13 protein-coding genes are annotated in these 13,771 nt (G+C 60.3%); 7 read left to right on the forward strand and 6 right to left on the reverse strand.

Features of this window, described 5'->3' with window-relative positions; all coding sequences use genetic code 11:
• Window positions 1-133: 133 nt before the first annotated feature.
• Complete coding sequence (locus PAGR_RS03730) at window positions 134-1,042, forward strand: AraC family transcriptional regulator (protein ID WP_014605038.1); 909 nt, start codon at window positions 134-136, stop codon at window positions 1,040-1,042.
• Window positions 1,043-1,054: 12 nt separating this feature from the next.
• On the opposite strand, the gene PAGR_RS03735 is transcribed toward PAGR_RS03730, so the two are convergent.
• The 3 genes from PAGR_RS03735 to PAGR_RS03745 all read right to left on the reverse strand — a co-directional run bounded on the left by PAGR_RS03735 (window position 1,055) and on the right by PAGR_RS03745 (window position 4,009).
• Window positions 1,055-1,717, reverse strand: a complete 663-nt coding sequence (locus tag PAGR_RS03735) for a DedA family protein (RefSeq protein ID WP_013027223.1) — start codon at window positions 1,715-1,717, stop codon at window positions 1,055-1,057.
• 217 nt (window positions 1,718-1,934) lie between these two features.
• A complete protein-coding gene (gene metC, locus PAGR_RS03740) occupies window positions 1,935-3,125 on the reverse strand; it encodes a cystathionine beta-lyase (protein WP_013027222.1) in 1,191 nt (396 codons plus the stop codon).
• Window positions 3,126-3,202: 77 nt separating this feature from the next.
• On the reverse strand, window positions 3,203-4,009 hold the full coding sequence (locus PAGR_RS03745) for an IclR family transcriptional regulator domain-containing protein (protein ID WP_013027221.1): 807 nt from the start codon (window positions 4,007-4,009) through the stop codon (window positions 3,203-3,205).
• Between the two features lie 186 nt (window positions 4,010-4,195).
• Between PAGR_RS03745 and PAGR_RS03750 the strand changes: the two genes are divergently transcribed.
• From PAGR_RS03750 to pcaDC, 5 genes are read left to right on the forward strand one after another with little or no spacing between them, the layout of a single operon-like run.
• Window positions 4,196-4,885 (forward strand): 3-oxoacid CoA-transferase subunit A, encoded by a 690-nt coding sequence (locus tag PAGR_RS03750; protein WP_014594624.1) that lies wholly within the window; start codon window positions 4,196-4,198, stop codon window positions 4,883-4,885.
• A gap of 10 nt (window positions 4,886-4,895) precedes the next feature.
• Window positions 4,896-5,549, forward strand: coding sequence for a 3-oxoacid CoA-transferase subunit B (locus PAGR_RS03755; protein ID WP_013027219.1), 654 nt, complete (start codon window positions 4,896-4,898; stop codon window positions 5,547-5,549).
• A 10-nt stretch (window positions 5,550-5,559) separates the two neighbouring features.
• Window positions 5,560-6,762: a 3-oxoadipyl-CoA thiolase gene (pcaF, locus tag PAGR_RS03760; protein ID WP_014605039.1), complete on the forward strand. Its 1,203-nt coding sequence runs from the start codon at window positions 5,560-5,562 to the stop codon at window positions 6,760-6,762.
• A 3-nt stretch (window positions 6,763-6,765) separates the two neighbouring features.
• The gene (locus tag PAGR_RS03765) at window positions 6,766-8,106 is read left to right on the forward strand and encodes a 3-carboxy-cis,cis-muconate cycloisomerase (protein WP_014605040.1); all 1,341 of its coding nucleotides are present in this window, start codon (window positions 6,766-6,768) and stop codon (window positions 8,104-8,106) included.
• Window positions 8,106-9,245 carry a bifunctional 3-oxoadipate enol-lactonase/4-carboxymuconolactone decarboxylase PcaDC gene (gene pcaDC, locus PAGR_RS24070; protein WP_435674031.1) on the forward strand — a complete coding sequence of 380 codons (1,140 nt, stop codon included), beginning with the start codon at window positions 8,106-8,108 and terminating at the stop codon, window positions 9,243-9,245. Before PAGR_RS03765 ends, pcaDC begins: the two co-directional genes overlap by 1 nt.
• 9 nt (window positions 9,246-9,254) lie before the next feature.
• On the opposite strand, the gene PAGR_RS03775 is transcribed toward pcaDC, so the two are convergent.
• From PAGR_RS03775 to pcaH, 3 genes are read right to left on the reverse strand one after another with little or no spacing between them, the layout of a single operon-like run.
• Window positions 9,255-10,187 (reverse strand): LysR substrate-binding domain-containing protein, encoded by a 933-nt coding sequence (locus tag PAGR_RS03775; protein ID WP_014605041.1) that lies wholly within the window; start codon window positions 10,185-10,187, stop codon window positions 9,255-9,257.
• A 60-nt stretch (window positions 10,188-10,247) separates the two neighbouring features.
• The gene (gene pcaG / locus PAGR_RS03780) at window positions 10,248-10,868 is read right to left on the reverse strand and encodes a protocatechuate 3,4-dioxygenase subunit alpha (RefSeq protein ID WP_013027214.1); all 621 of its coding nucleotides are present in this window, start codon (window positions 10,866-10,868) and stop codon (window positions 10,248-10,250) included.
• Window positions 10,865-11,605 (reverse strand): protocatechuate 3,4-dioxygenase subunit beta, encoded by a 741-nt coding sequence (pcaH, locus tag PAGR_RS03785; protein WP_024471045.1) that lies wholly within the window; start codon window positions 11,603-11,605, stop codon window positions 10,865-10,867. The genes pcaG and pcaH overlap by 4 nt, the downstream gene beginning before the upstream one ends.
• A gap of 228 nt (window positions 11,606-11,833) precedes the next feature.
• Here pcaH and PAGR_RS03790 point away from each other — a divergent pair, with 228 nt between their 5' ends.
• Window positions 11,834-13,726, forward strand: coding sequence for a bifunctional sugar phosphate isomerase/epimerase/4-hydroxyphenylpyruvate dioxygenase family protein (locus tag PAGR_RS03790; protein ID WP_014594619.1), 1,893 nt, complete (start codon window positions 11,834-11,836; stop codon window positions 13,724-13,726).
• Window positions 13,727-13,771: the final 45 nt, after the last annotated feature.

The following is a 13,771-nucleotide window of genomic DNA, read 5'->3' on the forward strand; positions in this document are numbered from 1 at the left end:
ACAATTTTCAGGCTGCCTGTGAACCGCACAGGATAACCCTGCCTGATCCTGTAAACTTCTTGCCTGATTCTCCATTTTGCTGGCGAATTAACCAGGCGCGCGGCAAACTGCTGTTTTATTTTCTGGAGTGATTATGCCTCACGACGCATTGTGCCAACGTCTGGCTCAGCAGGTGGTCACGCTGATGACACATGGCCGTCACCAGCGCTGTCCGGTAGAAAACGTTTCTCTGATCTACGCCGATCAGTATCGTCCGCGCACGCCCATCATGTATCAGCCGGGCATCGTCATTCTGTTTCAGGGCGGTAAAACCGGCTATCTCGGCAGTACGGTTTTTCAGTACGACGCCACAAAATATTTAATGCTGACCGTGCCCTTGCCGGTCGAATGCGAAACCTGGGCCTCACCGGAGCAGCCGTTGGCCGGAATGTGTTTACGCGTGGACACGGCCAGTCTGCAGGATCTGCTGATGGATATAGGTGACGACGAAGGGTTTCAGCCACAGCCGCTCACCTCCGGTATTCACTCCGGCTGGTTAACCGAGCCCATGTTGTGTGCCGCAGAACGCCTGCTGGATGTGATGACGCAGCCGCGCGATGCGCGCGTGCTGGGGCCGCATATTGTGCGGGAGATTATTTATTACGTGCTGACCGGGCCGATAGGCGGCGCGCTGCTCTCGCTGGTGAGTCGGCAGACGCAGTTCAGCCAGATCGCCCGCGCGCTGCGCCGCATTGAGAATCACTATGCCGATAACCTCAGCGTGGATGCGCTGGCGGCGGAAGTGAACATGAGCGTGTCGGCGTTTCACCATAACTTTAAGGCCGTCACGCAGACGTCGCCGTTACAGTACCTTAAACGTTATCGTCTGCATCAGGCGCGGTTGCTGATGTTGCACGATGGCCTGAAAGCCAGCGTGGCGGCCGTGCGGGTTGGCTATGAAAGTCCGTCGCAATTTTCGCGTGAGTTTAAACGCTATTTTGGCGTGACGCCGGGAGAGGAAGTGAATCGGGTGCGCCAGACGGTGGCCGAACCGCCCGCCTGACGCTACCCGCTGTCAGGCGTGTTTCTGGCGACGTTTTTTCCAGATCACGATGACGCTGCCGACCAGGCCGACCACCAGTAGCACCATCGGCAGTATCATCAGGATCGCCATGACCTGATCTTCATGACGTTTGATAAAGGGCACCTGGCTGATACCGTAACCCAGCGTGACCACGATGCCGACCCAGAGCAGGCCGCTGAGCCAGTTAAACAGCTGGAAACGGGCATTAGACAGTCCGGAAATGCCCGCCATGGTAGGCAACAGGGTACGAATAAACGCCAGAAAGCGGCCAACCAGAAGCGCCATCAGACCATGGCGGTTGAACATATTCCAGGCGCGTTGATGATATTGCGCCGGCAGCTGCATCAGCCAGCTCTTCACCAGCTTCGTGTTGCCCAGCCAGCGCCCCTGCAGATAACTCAGCCAGCAGCCCAGACTGGCGGCGACCGTGAGTATCACCAGCGTCGGGAAAAAGTCCATCACGCCTTTAGCCACCATGGCACCGGCCAGTAGCAAGAGGCTGTCGCCAGGCAAAAAAGAGGCAGGTAACAAACCATTTTCCAGGAATAGCGTCATAAACATTACGCTGTAAACGATCCAGACCACTTCTGGATTGGCCAGCGCGGCAAAGTCCTGATGCCAAAGCGCGTGCACAATCTCGTGTAAAACACCCATTAGCTATCCCATTACGTCAAAATGAAACTCAATTGTTCTGTTCAGACCTGGCTGACCTCTTACTTCCCGCCACAGCATTGCGCGGTGAAGGGGTAAAATGTTGCGGTTCTTCTGCTGACTGAACACTTTTTTATAGATCGAATGTTAACAGCTAACCAGCCATGACCGGGTGTAATATCACGACGGTCGGCGCCTGGTTTATATCATGTTTACTATTTTAGCGCGTCAGGCGATCAAAGCCTGCCTCAAGATCGACCAGCAGGTCATCGACATGCTCAAGACCAATGTGGAGCCGTATCAGCGTCCCCTCAAAGTCAACGCCACCGGCCGGGCGAATGGCCGCTAACTCTTCGGGCTGGTTGGCTAAAATCAGTGACTCATATCCACCCCAGGAATAAGCCATGCTGAAGTGATGAAAATGGTCGAGATAATTCGCCAGCTGTTCACGGCTCAGTTTTTGCCGCAGCACGAATGAAAATAAACCGCTGCTGCCGGTGAAGTCACGCTGCCAGAATGCATGCCCGCGGCACGAGGGCAGCGCCGGATGGTTAACCCGCGCCACTTCAGGGCGCGCAGAAAGCCACTCTGCTACCTGCAGCGCACTCTCTTCATGCTGGCGCAGGCGCACGCCCAGCGTACGTAAGCCACGGCTTGCCATGTAAGCCGTATCGGCATCCACCATCTGGCCCATCAGGTAGCTGTTTTCGCGCAGTTGATCCCAGCAGCGGGCGTTGGCGACAGCGGTGCCAATCATGGCGTCACTGTGGCCGATCAGGTATTTCGTTCCAGCCTGAATAGAAATATCCACGCCCAGGGCCAGCGGGCTGAACAGCACGCCTGCCGCCCAGGTGTTGTCGATCATAATGATGGCGTCTGGCGCTTTAGCGCGTATCGCCGCAACGATAGCCGGCACGTCCTGCACTTCCATGGTGATGGAGGCGGGAGATTCCAGGAAAACCACGCGGGTGTTAGGCTGAACCAGCGCGGCGATGTCGTGACCAATACAGTGATCAAACCAGGTGGTCGAGACCTGGAGCTTGCTGAGTATTTTTGTGCAGAAGTCCTGAGTCGGTTCGTAAACGGCGCCGCTCATTAAAATGTGGTCGCCCGCTTCGACAAACGCGAGGATGGCATTGGAGACGGCTGCTGCGCCGCAAGGATAGAGAACACAGCCCGCGCCGCCCTCCAGCTCCGTCATGGCATCCTGCAAGGCGAAATGCGTCAGGGTGCCGCGACGGCCGTAAAACAGTTCGCCTTTCGCGCGCCCTGCGGTGGCCCGTTTTTTCTCTGCAACGCTATCGAAAACCAGTGAAGAGGCTCGCTGAATGACCGCATTCACCGAGCCTTGGGTATAACGCTTGTTGCGTCCAGCGCTGACGAGGGTGGTATCAATTTTTTTCGTGGTCATAACTCTCTACTTTGCCGCTTGCAACTCAGCCTTCACGTTACCACGAATTTTGTAGCGACGTTGAGGGGCAAAACAGATTATTGACGCAGCAGCAGGGAGATTTCCCGGGCCGCCTCCTGCAGCAGCGGCAAATGGTGCTGGCGCAGCGTATCGGCAGAAACCTGCCCGGCATGCACGCCCACGTTGAGCGCGGCCACTATTCGGCCTCCCGGCGCGCTGAGCGGCACGGCGAGAGATCGCAGCCCGATTTCCAGTTCCTGATCGTTAATGGCGTAGCCCTGCTGCCTGACGCGCGCCAGTTCTTCACGCAGTGCGCTGCTGCTTACCAGCGTATGACTGGTATAACGCAGCTGGGTCAAGCGCGCCAGGTAATCGTTAAGCGGTTCACTGGCCAGGCCGCTTAACAGCACTCTTCCCATGGAGGTGGTGCTGGCAGGCAGGCGGCTGCCGATGTGCAGGTCAATCGTCATAATGCGCGATGCCGACGCACGGGCGATGTAGAGAATGTCGTCCCCGTCCAGTACCGCCATCGAACAGGACTCGTTCAGCGTCTGGCTGAGCTGACGCAAAACCGGCTGCGAGGCGCTGGCAAGCGGCGTTGCGCCTAACCAGTTGTGGCCGAGAGAGAGCACGCGCGGACGCAGTTCAAAGTTTTTGCCATCCTCCGCATACACAAACCCCAGCTTGCTCAGCGTATACAGACAGCGCCGCACGGCCGCACGGGGAATGCCCGTACGCTGACTGATTTGCGACACGGACATCAGGCGGCGCTGTGGCGTAAACGCCTGTAGCACTTCCAGTCCCCGCGCCAGGGAGGCCATAAAATTGGGATCGCCTTTCCAGGGATCGCTGTTACCGCGCAGTCGTTGTTGTTCATCCGTCATGGTTTTCTCCTGTCAGTGGCTTGATGCGCGCACGCCTGTGTGCGCGATCGCAATGTCCTGTTTTATCCCGTCAGTGACCGATAATCGCACACTATTTCGATTATCGGTATTGTTTGCTGTCACATAGCGATCTACTTTTTGGCTATTCACGACAAGCCGGCCTGTGCCGGGCGAAAGGAAGAGCAGATGATCGATAAAAGTGTGGCAACGCTGGCAGAGGCCGTTGCGGTGATACCGGACGGGGCCAGCATCATGATTGGCGGATTTGGACCCGCAGGCCAGCCCCTGGAGCTGATTGATGCGCTGATTGACCATGGCGTGCGCGGGCTGACGGTGATCAGCAACAACGCGGGCAACGGCGAAAGTGGCCTGGCCGCGCTGCTGAAGGCCGGCTGTGTTGAGAAGATGATTTGCTCTTTTCCCCGCCAGGTCGATTCCTGGGTGTTCGACGAACGCTATCGCCGGGGAGAAATTGCACTGGAGCTGGTGCCGCAGGGCAACCTTGCCGCCAGAATGCAGGCGGCAGGGAGCGGGCTGGGGGGGATTTTCACGCCAACCGCCTTTGGTACACCGCTTGCGGAGGGCAAAGAAACCCGTGAAATCGACGGTCGTCATTACGTATTTGAAAAGCCGCTCAAGGCTGATTTTGCCCTGATCAAAGCGCATCAGGGCGACCGCTGGGGCAACCTTGTTTACCGCAAAGCGGCACGAAATTTTGGTCCGGTGATGGCGATGGCCGCTACGACCACGATTGCGCAGGTGGCAGAACTGGTGCCGCTCGGCCAGCTCGATCCTGAAAACGTCGTCACGCCGGGCATTTTTGTGCAGCGGCTGGTGGCCGTGGCTAATCCCGTGACCCTGACCCTTTCCGCCTGAGGAGTAGGCTATGCAAAAACTCACCCGAGACCAACTGGCACAGCGCGTGGCGCGCGATATTCCTGAGGGCGCCTACGTCAATTTGGGCATCGGCCTGCCCACCCGCATTGCCAACTATCTGCCTGCAGATAAAGAGATCTTCCTGCACAGCGAGAATGGGCTCCTCGGCATGGGGCCCGCTCCCGTCGCCGGAGAGGAGGATCCAGAGCTGATCAACGCCGGGAAAGAGCAGGTAACGCTGCTGCCTGGCGGCTGTTTTTTCCACCACGGCGACTCGTTTGCCATGATGCGCGGCGGGCATCTGGATATCTGCGTGATGGGGGCCTATCAGGTGTCTGTCGGCGGCGATCTGGCTAACTGGAGCACCGGCGCGCAGGACGCGATTCCTGCCGTAGGCGGGGCAATGGATCTCGCCATCGGCGCGCGCAAAGTCTATGTGATGATGGATTACCTGACCAAAAAAGGGGAGTGCAAGCTGGTCAAACAGTGTAGCTATCCGCTTACCGGTCTGGGCTGCGTCAGTCGCCTCTATACCGATATGGCCGTGATCGATATTACCCCACAGGGCCCGCTGGTGGTGGAGTGCTGCCCCGGGCTGAGTTTTGATGCGCTGCAGGCGTTAACGCCGGTGCGTTTATTGCAACCTGAACTGGCTACCGCCTGAGGAGAAGCTGATGCAACAGGCGTTTATCTGCGATGCACTCCGTACGCCCTTTGGCCGTTACGCGGGCGCGCTTGCCAGCCTGCGTGCTGACGATCTGGCTGCTTTACCCTTAGCGGCGCTGTTAGCCCGCCAGCCGGCTTCGGTGGCGCAGGCTATTGACGATGTGATTTACGGCTGCGCAAATCAGGCGGGAGAAGACAACCGTAACGTGGCGCGCATGGCGCTGTTACTGGCCGGGCTGCCGTCCAGCGTGCCGGGCACCACGCTCAACCGTTTGTGCGGCTCGGGGCTGGATGCCATCGGCACGGCCGCCCGGGCGATCAAATGCGGTGAGGCCGAAATAATGATAGCGGGCGGCGTGGAGAGCATGTCGCGCGCGCCCTTTGTGACCGGCAAAGCAGACAGCGCGTTTAGCCGTTCCCTGAAAATGGAAGACACGACGATGGGATGGCGCTTCATCAACCCGCAGATGCGCGCTCGCTTTGGTGTCGAAACCATGCCGGAAACGGCAGAAAACGTAGCGCGTGATTTCGCTATCAGCCGCGCCGATCAGGATGCTTTTGCCCTACGTAGTCAGTTGCGTACCGCCCGGGCGCAGGAAATGGGGCTGTTTAGTGACGAACTGATGGCGGTGAGCATCCCGCAGCGCAAAGGCGAAGCCCTGAACGTCACCTGTGACGAGCATCCGCGCAGCACCTCGCTGGCGGCGCTGGCGGGCTTAAAAGGCGTGGTCAGCCCGGACGGCAGCGTGACGGCGGGTAACGCATCGGGCATTAACGATGGGGCCTGCGCCTTGCTGCTGGCGAGCGAGAACGCGGCGGCAGAACATGGACTCACGCCACTGGTGCGGATTGTGGCGATGGCGGCCTGTGGCGTGGAGCCGCGCATTATGGGCTATGGTCCGGTGCCTGCCGTGCGTAAAGTGCTGGCTCAAAGTGGCCTGACGCTGGCGCAAATGGACGTGATCGAATTAAATGAGGCTTTCGCTGCCCAGGCGCTGGCGGTGACGCGCGCACTGGGACTGGCCGATGATGCTGCCCATGTGAATCCCAACGGCGGCGCGATTGCGCTGGGACATCCGCTGGGCGCGTCAGGCGGCAGGCTGGCCATGACCGCAGCGTATCAGCTGCGGCGCACGGGCGGCCGTTACGCGCTGTGCACCATGTGCGTGGGCGTGGGGCAAGGCATCGCACTCATTCTGGAACGGGTATAACCAATGTCTCTTTACCGCGCCATGTTTATGGCCTCTCCCCTTGACGACTGCTTTAGCGATACGGCGTTGTTACAGGGAATGCTGGATTTCGAAGCCGGGCTGGCACAGGCGCTGGCCACGGCAGGCGTGATCGATCACGCCGCCGCTCACTGTATTCAGGCCTGTTGCCAGGCGCAGGCGATCGATACGGCGGCGCTGACGCAGGCGGCGGGCCTGGCGGGCAACCTGGCGATTCCGCTGGTTAAACAGCTCACTGCCGTGGTTGCGGCGACGTCGCCCGAGGCCGCGCGCTATGTGCACTGGGGCGCAACCAGTCAGGATGCGATCGACAGCGGACTGATGCTGCAACTGCGCACCGCGCTTAACGACACGGCTTCGCTGCTGGATCGGCTGATTGCCGCCCTGACGATTCAGTGCGAGCGGCACAGCACGACGCTGATGGTCGGCCGGACCTGGCTGCAGCACGCGCTGCCGGTGACGTTAGGCCTGAAGCTGGCGGGCACGCTGGATGCGCTGGTGCGTTTTCGTGCGCGACTGGCGGCCATGCGGCCGCGGGTGCTGGCGCTGCAGTTTGGCGGGGCGGCGGGCACGCTGGCATCCCTGGGGGAAAAGGGCGAACGCGTCGAGCAGGCGTTGTCTGATGTGCTGGCGCTGCCGCGAAGCGCTACGCCCTGGCATGCGCAGCGCGACAGAATCACCGAGCTGGCGGGCTGGTATGCCGGTCTTACCGGTACGCTGGGCAAGCTGGCCCGGGACATGTCGCTTCTGATGCAGAGCGAAGTCGGCGAAGTCAGTGAACCCCTGGCGCCGGGGCGCGGGGGATCTTCTACCATGCCGCACAAACGGAATCCGGTGCTCAGCGCGGCGATTCTCAGCGCGGCCAACCGGGTGCCGGCCCTGATGTCAGGTCTGTATGCCGGTCAGGTTCAGGAGCACGAGCGTGCGCTGGGCGGCTGGCAGGCCGAGTGGCAGAGCCTGCCGCAGCTGATTATGCTCAGCGGCGCGGCGCTGGTACACAGCACAGAGCTGATCGACGGACTGGAAGTCCATGAAGAAGCCATGCAACGCAATCTCGGCCTGACACAGGGGCTCATCATGGCGGAAGCGGTCACGCTGGCGCTGGCAGACGCGCTGGGACGGCAGCAGGCCCATCATCATATTGAACAGTGCTGCCGTCGGGCGCTGGCGACGCAGCAGCGTTTGCTGACCGTCCTGTGCGCGGATGAAACCGTTGCCGCGCACCTGAGTCGGCCCGAACTGGAGAGGCTGCTCGATCCGGCGAACGCCACGGGCAGCGCGTCACGCTTTATTCACCAGGTTTTAGCGGCTGCGAGGGCCACATGATGCTGCATTACGTACTTGAGGGGCCAGACGATGCCCCGGTGATTTTATTCAGTAACTCCTTAGGCACAACGTCCGAGATGTGGCAGCCGCAGCGTGATGCGCTGATAGGGACGTATCGCCTTTTGCGTTACGACGTTCCCGGCCACGGTGCTTCGGCACCGAACGGACAAACCCGCTCGCTGGAACAGCTGGGGATGGCGGTCCTGTCGCTGCTGGACCAACTGGGCATCGACAGGGTGCACTTCTGCGGCATTTCAATGGGCGGGCTGACCGGACTCTGGCTGGCGCGTTTTCATCCGCAACGCCTGATCACGCTCACGATCGCCAACAGCGCGGCAAAGATCGGCGAGTCGGCCGCCTGGCGAGAGCGGGCCGCGCAGGCTCGTCAGTACGGCATGGCCGCCATTGCAGAGGGCGCGGCGGCACGCTGGTTTACCCCGGCCTTCTGTGAACGTGCGCCTGCGACGGTAAACCATCTGGTATCCCAGCTCAGCGCCTGTGACGCCGACAGCTACGCTGACTGTTGTGAAGCCCTGGCGACAGCCGATTTGCGCCACGAACTGGCGGCGATTTCATTACCCGTGCTGGTGATTGCCGGGCGTGACGACAGGGTAACGACCCTGGCCGATGCTGACAGCATGGCTGAACAGATCCCGGGCGCGCAGCGTGTCGTGCTGCCCGCCTCGCACTTGTCCAGCGTCGAGGTCTGGCTGGCGTTTAACCGCGCGCTGCAGCCTTTTATTGACGCACAGCTGACCCAGCAGCAGCGCTACCAGCAGGGCATGACCGTACGCCGGGCGGTGCTCGGCGACGCCCATGTTGAGCGTACGCTCGAAAACCTGTCGCCGCTGAATGACGAATTCCAGAACTTTATCAGCCGCTACGCCTGGGGCGAGATTTGGACCCGGCCCGGCCTGACTCGCCACACGCGCAGCCTGATCACCATCGGCATGCTGATTGCGCTTAACCGCGAAGCGGAGCTGAAGATGCACCTGCGGGCCGCGTTCAATAACGGCGTCAGCCGGGATGAAATCAAAGAGTTGCTGATGCATGCTGCGCTCTACTGCGGCCTGCCAGCATCCAACGCCGCGTTCCATCTGGCGCAGAGCGTTTTCGATGAGCAGGACAGCGCCCAGTAAACTGCGCTGTCAGACAGGCACGTCCAGCACCCGTTGCCGCAAGGCCGCCACCAGCTGCAGCTGCTCGGGTGGTGGCGCGTGCTGCTGGCGGGTCAGGATGCCGACCGCCTCAGCCATCCCCTGGCTGGGAAGCGGCAACGTGCGTAGCTGGTTGCTGGTCAGGTCGTCGCGCACCGCGCCGTAGGGCACCAGCCAGACGTAGCCGTGACTCAGCGTCAGACGGCGGGCCAGCGTGGTTGACAGGGTTTCCACTGCGCCATCCGGTAATCTCAGGCCATGGCTGGTCATCAGCGATTCGGCATTCTGGCGCGGCACCGTGCCGCGTGGAGACAGGATCAGCGGCCAGCTCAGGGCTTCAGCCAGCGTTACGCCAGCATGCAGCAGAGGATGATGTGGGGCCACAACCAGACGCAGGGTTTCCAGATACAGCAGCTCGAAGTTCAGGCCATCCATCAATACGGGTTCAGCCATGCGCCCAATCCCCAGCGCCATCTGCCCTGATTTTATCCCCATCAGCAACGCATCATTCGCCAGCGTGCTGACCTGAATGCGCCAGCCCGGATAGTGCTGCTGCAGGCTGGCTAATACCGGCGCCACCACGCTGACAATGGCGGTAGGCAGTGCGCCAATATGCATCGGTCCGGGCTGCGGCGCACTGCCGGGACGCATCACCTGGTGCACAATATTCAGCGCATCGAGAATACGGATGGCATCGTGCAGGAATCGCGTGCCGCTGGCGGTGAGTTCCGTCCCGTGGCGGCTGCGCAGCAACAGCGGCTCACCGGCAAGGTATTCGAGTTCGTTGAGGGTCTTGGACAGGGCGGGCTGGGTAATCCCCAGATGGAGCGCGGCGCGCCCCAGCGTCCCCTGCTGTGCAGTGGCCACAAAAGCGTGAAGATGGCGCACGCGCACGCGCTGACTAAACCGGGAAACCCTATCCATGACTCATGTTATGAATTTGCCGCCGAAGCGGCAAGGACATTGTCGTGGGCAGATTAAGGTTCAGACATCAAAGAACACGGTTTCGTTTTCACCCTGCAGCCAGATATCGAACCGGTAGACCGTCTCGTCGCCGCGCTGTTCACGCCGCGCCAGCAAGGTGCGACGTCGCTTCTCCCATTCGATCACATTCAGTACCGGATCGGCGTCATTTGCCGCCTGTTCATCGGCGAAGTAGAGCCGGGTGTTCAGTCCGATGTTAATGCCGCGCGCCACAATCCACAGGTTAAGATGCGGCGCCATGGGGCGACCGTCGCGCCCGGTCACGCTACCGGGTTTGATCGTTTTGATACGCCAGATCCCGCTGTCGAAGTCGGAGCAGGTCCGTCCCCAGCCACGAAACGCCGGGTCCAGCGGCTTATCGTGCTGCCGATCGGCGGGATGGTTGTAACGCCCTTCGGCATTCGCCTGCCACACTTCAATCAGCACGTCGCGCACCGGCGTGCCGGAACCGTCGTAAACGCAGCCTTCTACCACAATGCGCTCGCCGCGCGTTTCCGGCTGGGTCAGCACCTCACTGAAGTTGTTTTCAAAAATGTCGAAGCCCGCCGCATGGGGCGCCAGACCAATGTGCACATAAGGTCCGGCGGTTTGTGACGCCGTTTCGGCAAGATAGCGTTTCATGATGCTGCCCCCTGAGTGCGGTTTTCGAACCAGGTTGCGCGGTGCCCGCGCAGGACCAGGTCAAAGCGGTAGGCCAGGCAGTCCAGTGGCACGGCAGAGTGGGTATCCAGCTCGGCAATCAGCGTGCGCACGGCCGCTTCGCTGCCGACTGACTGAACAATGGGACAGCGGCCGATCAGCGGATCGCCCTCGAAATACATCTGGGTAATCAGGCGCTGGGCAAAGGCTTCGCCAGAGAGTGAGAAATGAATATGCGCCGGACGCCAGTCACTCACCTGATTCCGCCACGGGTAGGGACCGGGCTTAATGGTGCGGAAGCAGTAGTAGCCGTTATCGTCGGTCAGCATGCGACCGCACCCGCCAAAATTTGGATCAATGGGCGCAAGATACTGATCTTTTTTGTGACGATAGCGCCCCCCGGCATTGGCCTGCCATACCTCAACCAGCGCGTTGCGCACCGGCTGACCAAATGCATCCCGCACGTAGCCATGCACAATAATCCGTTCGCCGATGGGTAAACCCTCTTTGGCGTAATTGAGGATAAGGTCACTGTCTCGTGGTCCGAGCTCCTGCTGGGTGAACACCGGTGCCGTGATTTCGGATAGCGAATTCTGCAAAGAAATCAGCGCATTGCGTGGCGAGCGTAGCAGACTTGTTTTATACAAAGGCGCAAGCGCCGGTGGGTGATCACGATAGTCACGATGAACCAGTTCGCGGGCGGGCCAGTCATTTTTCATCCAGGCATCCTTATTATTTTCGGTACAGAGCGGGAAGTGTAGGAAGCGCAACTTGTAAAAGAAAAGTGAAAAATCGTCGGCTTTGTCATAACCAAAAATCATGACCAGTTACACATTGACGAAATGTTCCAACTGGTTCATAACAATTGCCAATCTCCGTTAGCAGAATGCCTCGCTGCTGACCGGCTGCTTTAAGGTCACCCCGTGACCGCTTATCAGGAGGCAACAATGAAACGTTCTGTCGCAACGGTCTCGGTATCGGGCACGCTGCCGGAAAAACTGCGAGCAATTGCCGCCGCAGGCTTCGATGGCGTTGAAATTTTCGATAACGATCTGGTCTATTATCCCGGCTCACCCGTGGAAATCCGCCAGCTGTGTGAAGCGCTCGGGCTGGAAATCTTGCTGTTTCAACCTTTTCGCGACTTCGAAGGCGGCCCCCGTGACAGGCTGGCGCAAAACCTGGCGCGCGCGGCGCGCAAGTTTGAGGTCATGCAACAGCTGGGCTGTCAGCGGATGCTGGTCTGCAGCAATGTCTCACCCGACTGCAGTGACGACTTCGCCACACAGGTCAGCGATCTCACCGCTCTGGCAGAGCTGGCGGCTGAGCACGGTATTACTCTCGGTTATGAGGCGCTGGCCTGGGGACGACACGTCAGCCTGTGGCGCGACGCCTGGGCCCGCGTCAAGGCCGTCAACCATCCCGCGCTGGGGATCGTGCTCGACAGTTTTCATATTCTGTCGCGCGGCGACAGCCTGGACGGGCTGGAAGCGGTCCCGACGGAGAAAATTGTGTTCGTACAGCTGGCGGATGCACCGCTGCTAAAAATGGATGTGCTGTCGTGGAGTCGCCACTTCCGCTGTTTTCCCGGCCAGGGCGAATTCAATCTGACTCAGTTTATGACGCAACTGTCGGCGCATGGCTACCGGGATGCCTGGTCGCTGGAAATTTTCAACGATGGATTCCGCGCCTCGCCGGTGGTGCCTACCGCGCAGGATGGTTACCGATCGCTGCTGTGGCTGGAGGAGCAAACCCGTGACTGGCTGGTCGGACAGCCGCTGCTGCCGAGCGCGCTGGCCTCCCTGGCCGGGGAAGGGCTGTTCCACTCTGCGCCCCAGCCGCCGCTGTTGTCGCTGGAGTTCATCGAGTTTGCCGTCAGCCACAATGACGCTTTGGCACTCGGACAGTGGCTGACGCAGCTTGGCCTGGTTCATGCGGGCGATCATCGCTCCAAGCAGGTGTCGCTGTATCGTAACGGCAAGGTGCATGTGATTCTGAATGCGCAGCCGGAGAGCCAGGCCAGCGGGTATTATCATCAGCACGGTATTTCGCTGTGTGCGGTGGCCTGGCGGGTTCGCGGGGTCGATAAGCTGATCACGCGCGCGCAGGATTACGGTTACGCCATCTGGCAGGGGGAAACCGGCCCCAACGAACGCCAGATCCCGGCGTTATGTGCGCCTGACGGCAGCCTGATTTATCTGGTGGAAGATGAGCCTGCCGGTCAAGACGGCTACCACAGCGACTTCCACTTAACGCACCGCGCCGCGCCCCAGCCTGCGATGCAGACCATCGACCATCTGGCGATTGCCCTGCCGGATGATACGCGCGATAACTGGATTATGTTCCTGCGTAGCGTGCCGGGTTTTGTGCAGGATACCGAGTGGGAACTGCCCGATCCGCTGGGGCTGGTGCGTAGCCGCGTGCTGCGAAGCCCCAACGATGCGATTCGCCTGCCGCTAAACATGTCGGTCAGTCGGGAAACCCAGATAGCCCGCGCTTTAACGACCTATCAGGGCGCAGGGTTGCAGCACGTCGCCTTTGGCTGTGACGATCTGTTCAGTGCGGTAAAGGCCGCGCGCGAACGTGGGCTGAAAACCTTGCACATTCCCGATAACTATTATCAGGACCTGATGGCGCGTTTCGATCTCGACGCCGATTTTCTGGCGCAGCTGCAGCGTTACGATGTGCTGTACGATCGGGACGAACAGGGCGGGGAGCTGCTGCACGTCTATACGCTTCCCTATGAAAAGGGCCGCTTCTTCTTTGAGCTGCTGGAACGACGTGGCGGCTATCGTGGCTTTGGCGCGGCCAATGCTCCCGTGCGGCTGACCGCCATGCGGTAAGACGTTGATGGGCCAGTTTCGCTGGCCCGCTATCCTGCTCAGACC

Origin of the sequence: Pantoea ananatis PA13, assembly GCF_000233595.1 — a bacterium.
Classification (GTDB): Bacteria; Pseudomonadota; Gammaproteobacteria; order Enterobacterales; family Enterobacteriaceae; genus Pantoea; species Pantoea ananatis.

What these genes read in the sequence shown, in the direction of transcription:
- PAGR_RS03730 (WP_014605038.1), top strand. Translation starts at nt 134, where the DNA reads ATGCCTCACGACGCATTGTGCCAACGTCTGGCTCAGCAGGTGGTCACG.
- PAGR_RS03735 (WP_013027223.1), bottom strand. Translation starts at nt 1,717, where the DNA reads ATGGGTGTTTTACACGAGATTGTGCACGCGCTTTGGCATCAGGACTTT.
- metC (WP_013027222.1), bottom strand. Translation starts at nt 3,125, where the DNA reads ATGACCACGAAAAAAATTGATACCACCCTCGTCAGCGCTGGACGCAAC.
- PAGR_RS03745 (WP_013027221.1), bottom strand. Translation starts at nt 4,009, where the DNA reads ATGACGGATGAACAACAACGACTGCGCGGTAACAGCGATCCCTGGAAA.
- PAGR_RS03750 (WP_014594624.1), top strand. Translation starts at nt 4,196, where the DNA reads ATGATCGATAAAAGTGTGGCAACGCTGGCAGAGGCCGTTGCGGTGATA.
- PAGR_RS03755 (WP_013027219.1), top strand. Translation starts at nt 4,896, where the DNA reads ATGCAAAAACTCACCCGAGACCAACTGGCACAGCGCGTGGCGCGCGAT.
- pcaF (WP_014605039.1), top strand. Translation starts at nt 5,560, where the DNA reads ATGCAACAGGCGTTTATCTGCGATGCACTCCGTACGCCCTTTGGCCGT.
- PAGR_RS03765 (WP_014605040.1), top strand. Translation starts at nt 6,766, where the DNA reads ATGTCTCTTTACCGCGCCATGTTTATGGCCTCTCCCCTTGACGACTGC.
- pcaDC (WP_435674031.1), top strand. Translation starts at nt 8,106, where the DNA reads ATGCTGCATTACGTACTTGAGGGGCCAGACGATGCCCCGGTGATTTTA.
- PAGR_RS03775 (WP_014605041.1), bottom strand. Translation starts at nt 10,187, where the DNA reads ATGGATAGGGTTTCCCGGTTTAGTCAGCGCGTGCGCGTGCGCCATCTT.
- pcaG (WP_013027214.1), bottom strand. Translation starts at nt 10,868, where the DNA reads ATGAAACGCTATCTTGCCGAAACGGCGTCACAAACCGCCGGACCTTAT.
- pcaH (WP_024471045.1), bottom strand. Translation starts at nt 11,605, where the DNA reads ATGAAAAATGACTGGCCCGCCCGCGAACTGGTTCATCGTGACTATCGT.
- PAGR_RS03790 (WP_014594619.1), top strand. Translation starts at nt 11,834, where the DNA reads ATGAAACGTTCTGTCGCAACGGTCTCGGTATCGGGCACGCTGCCGGAA.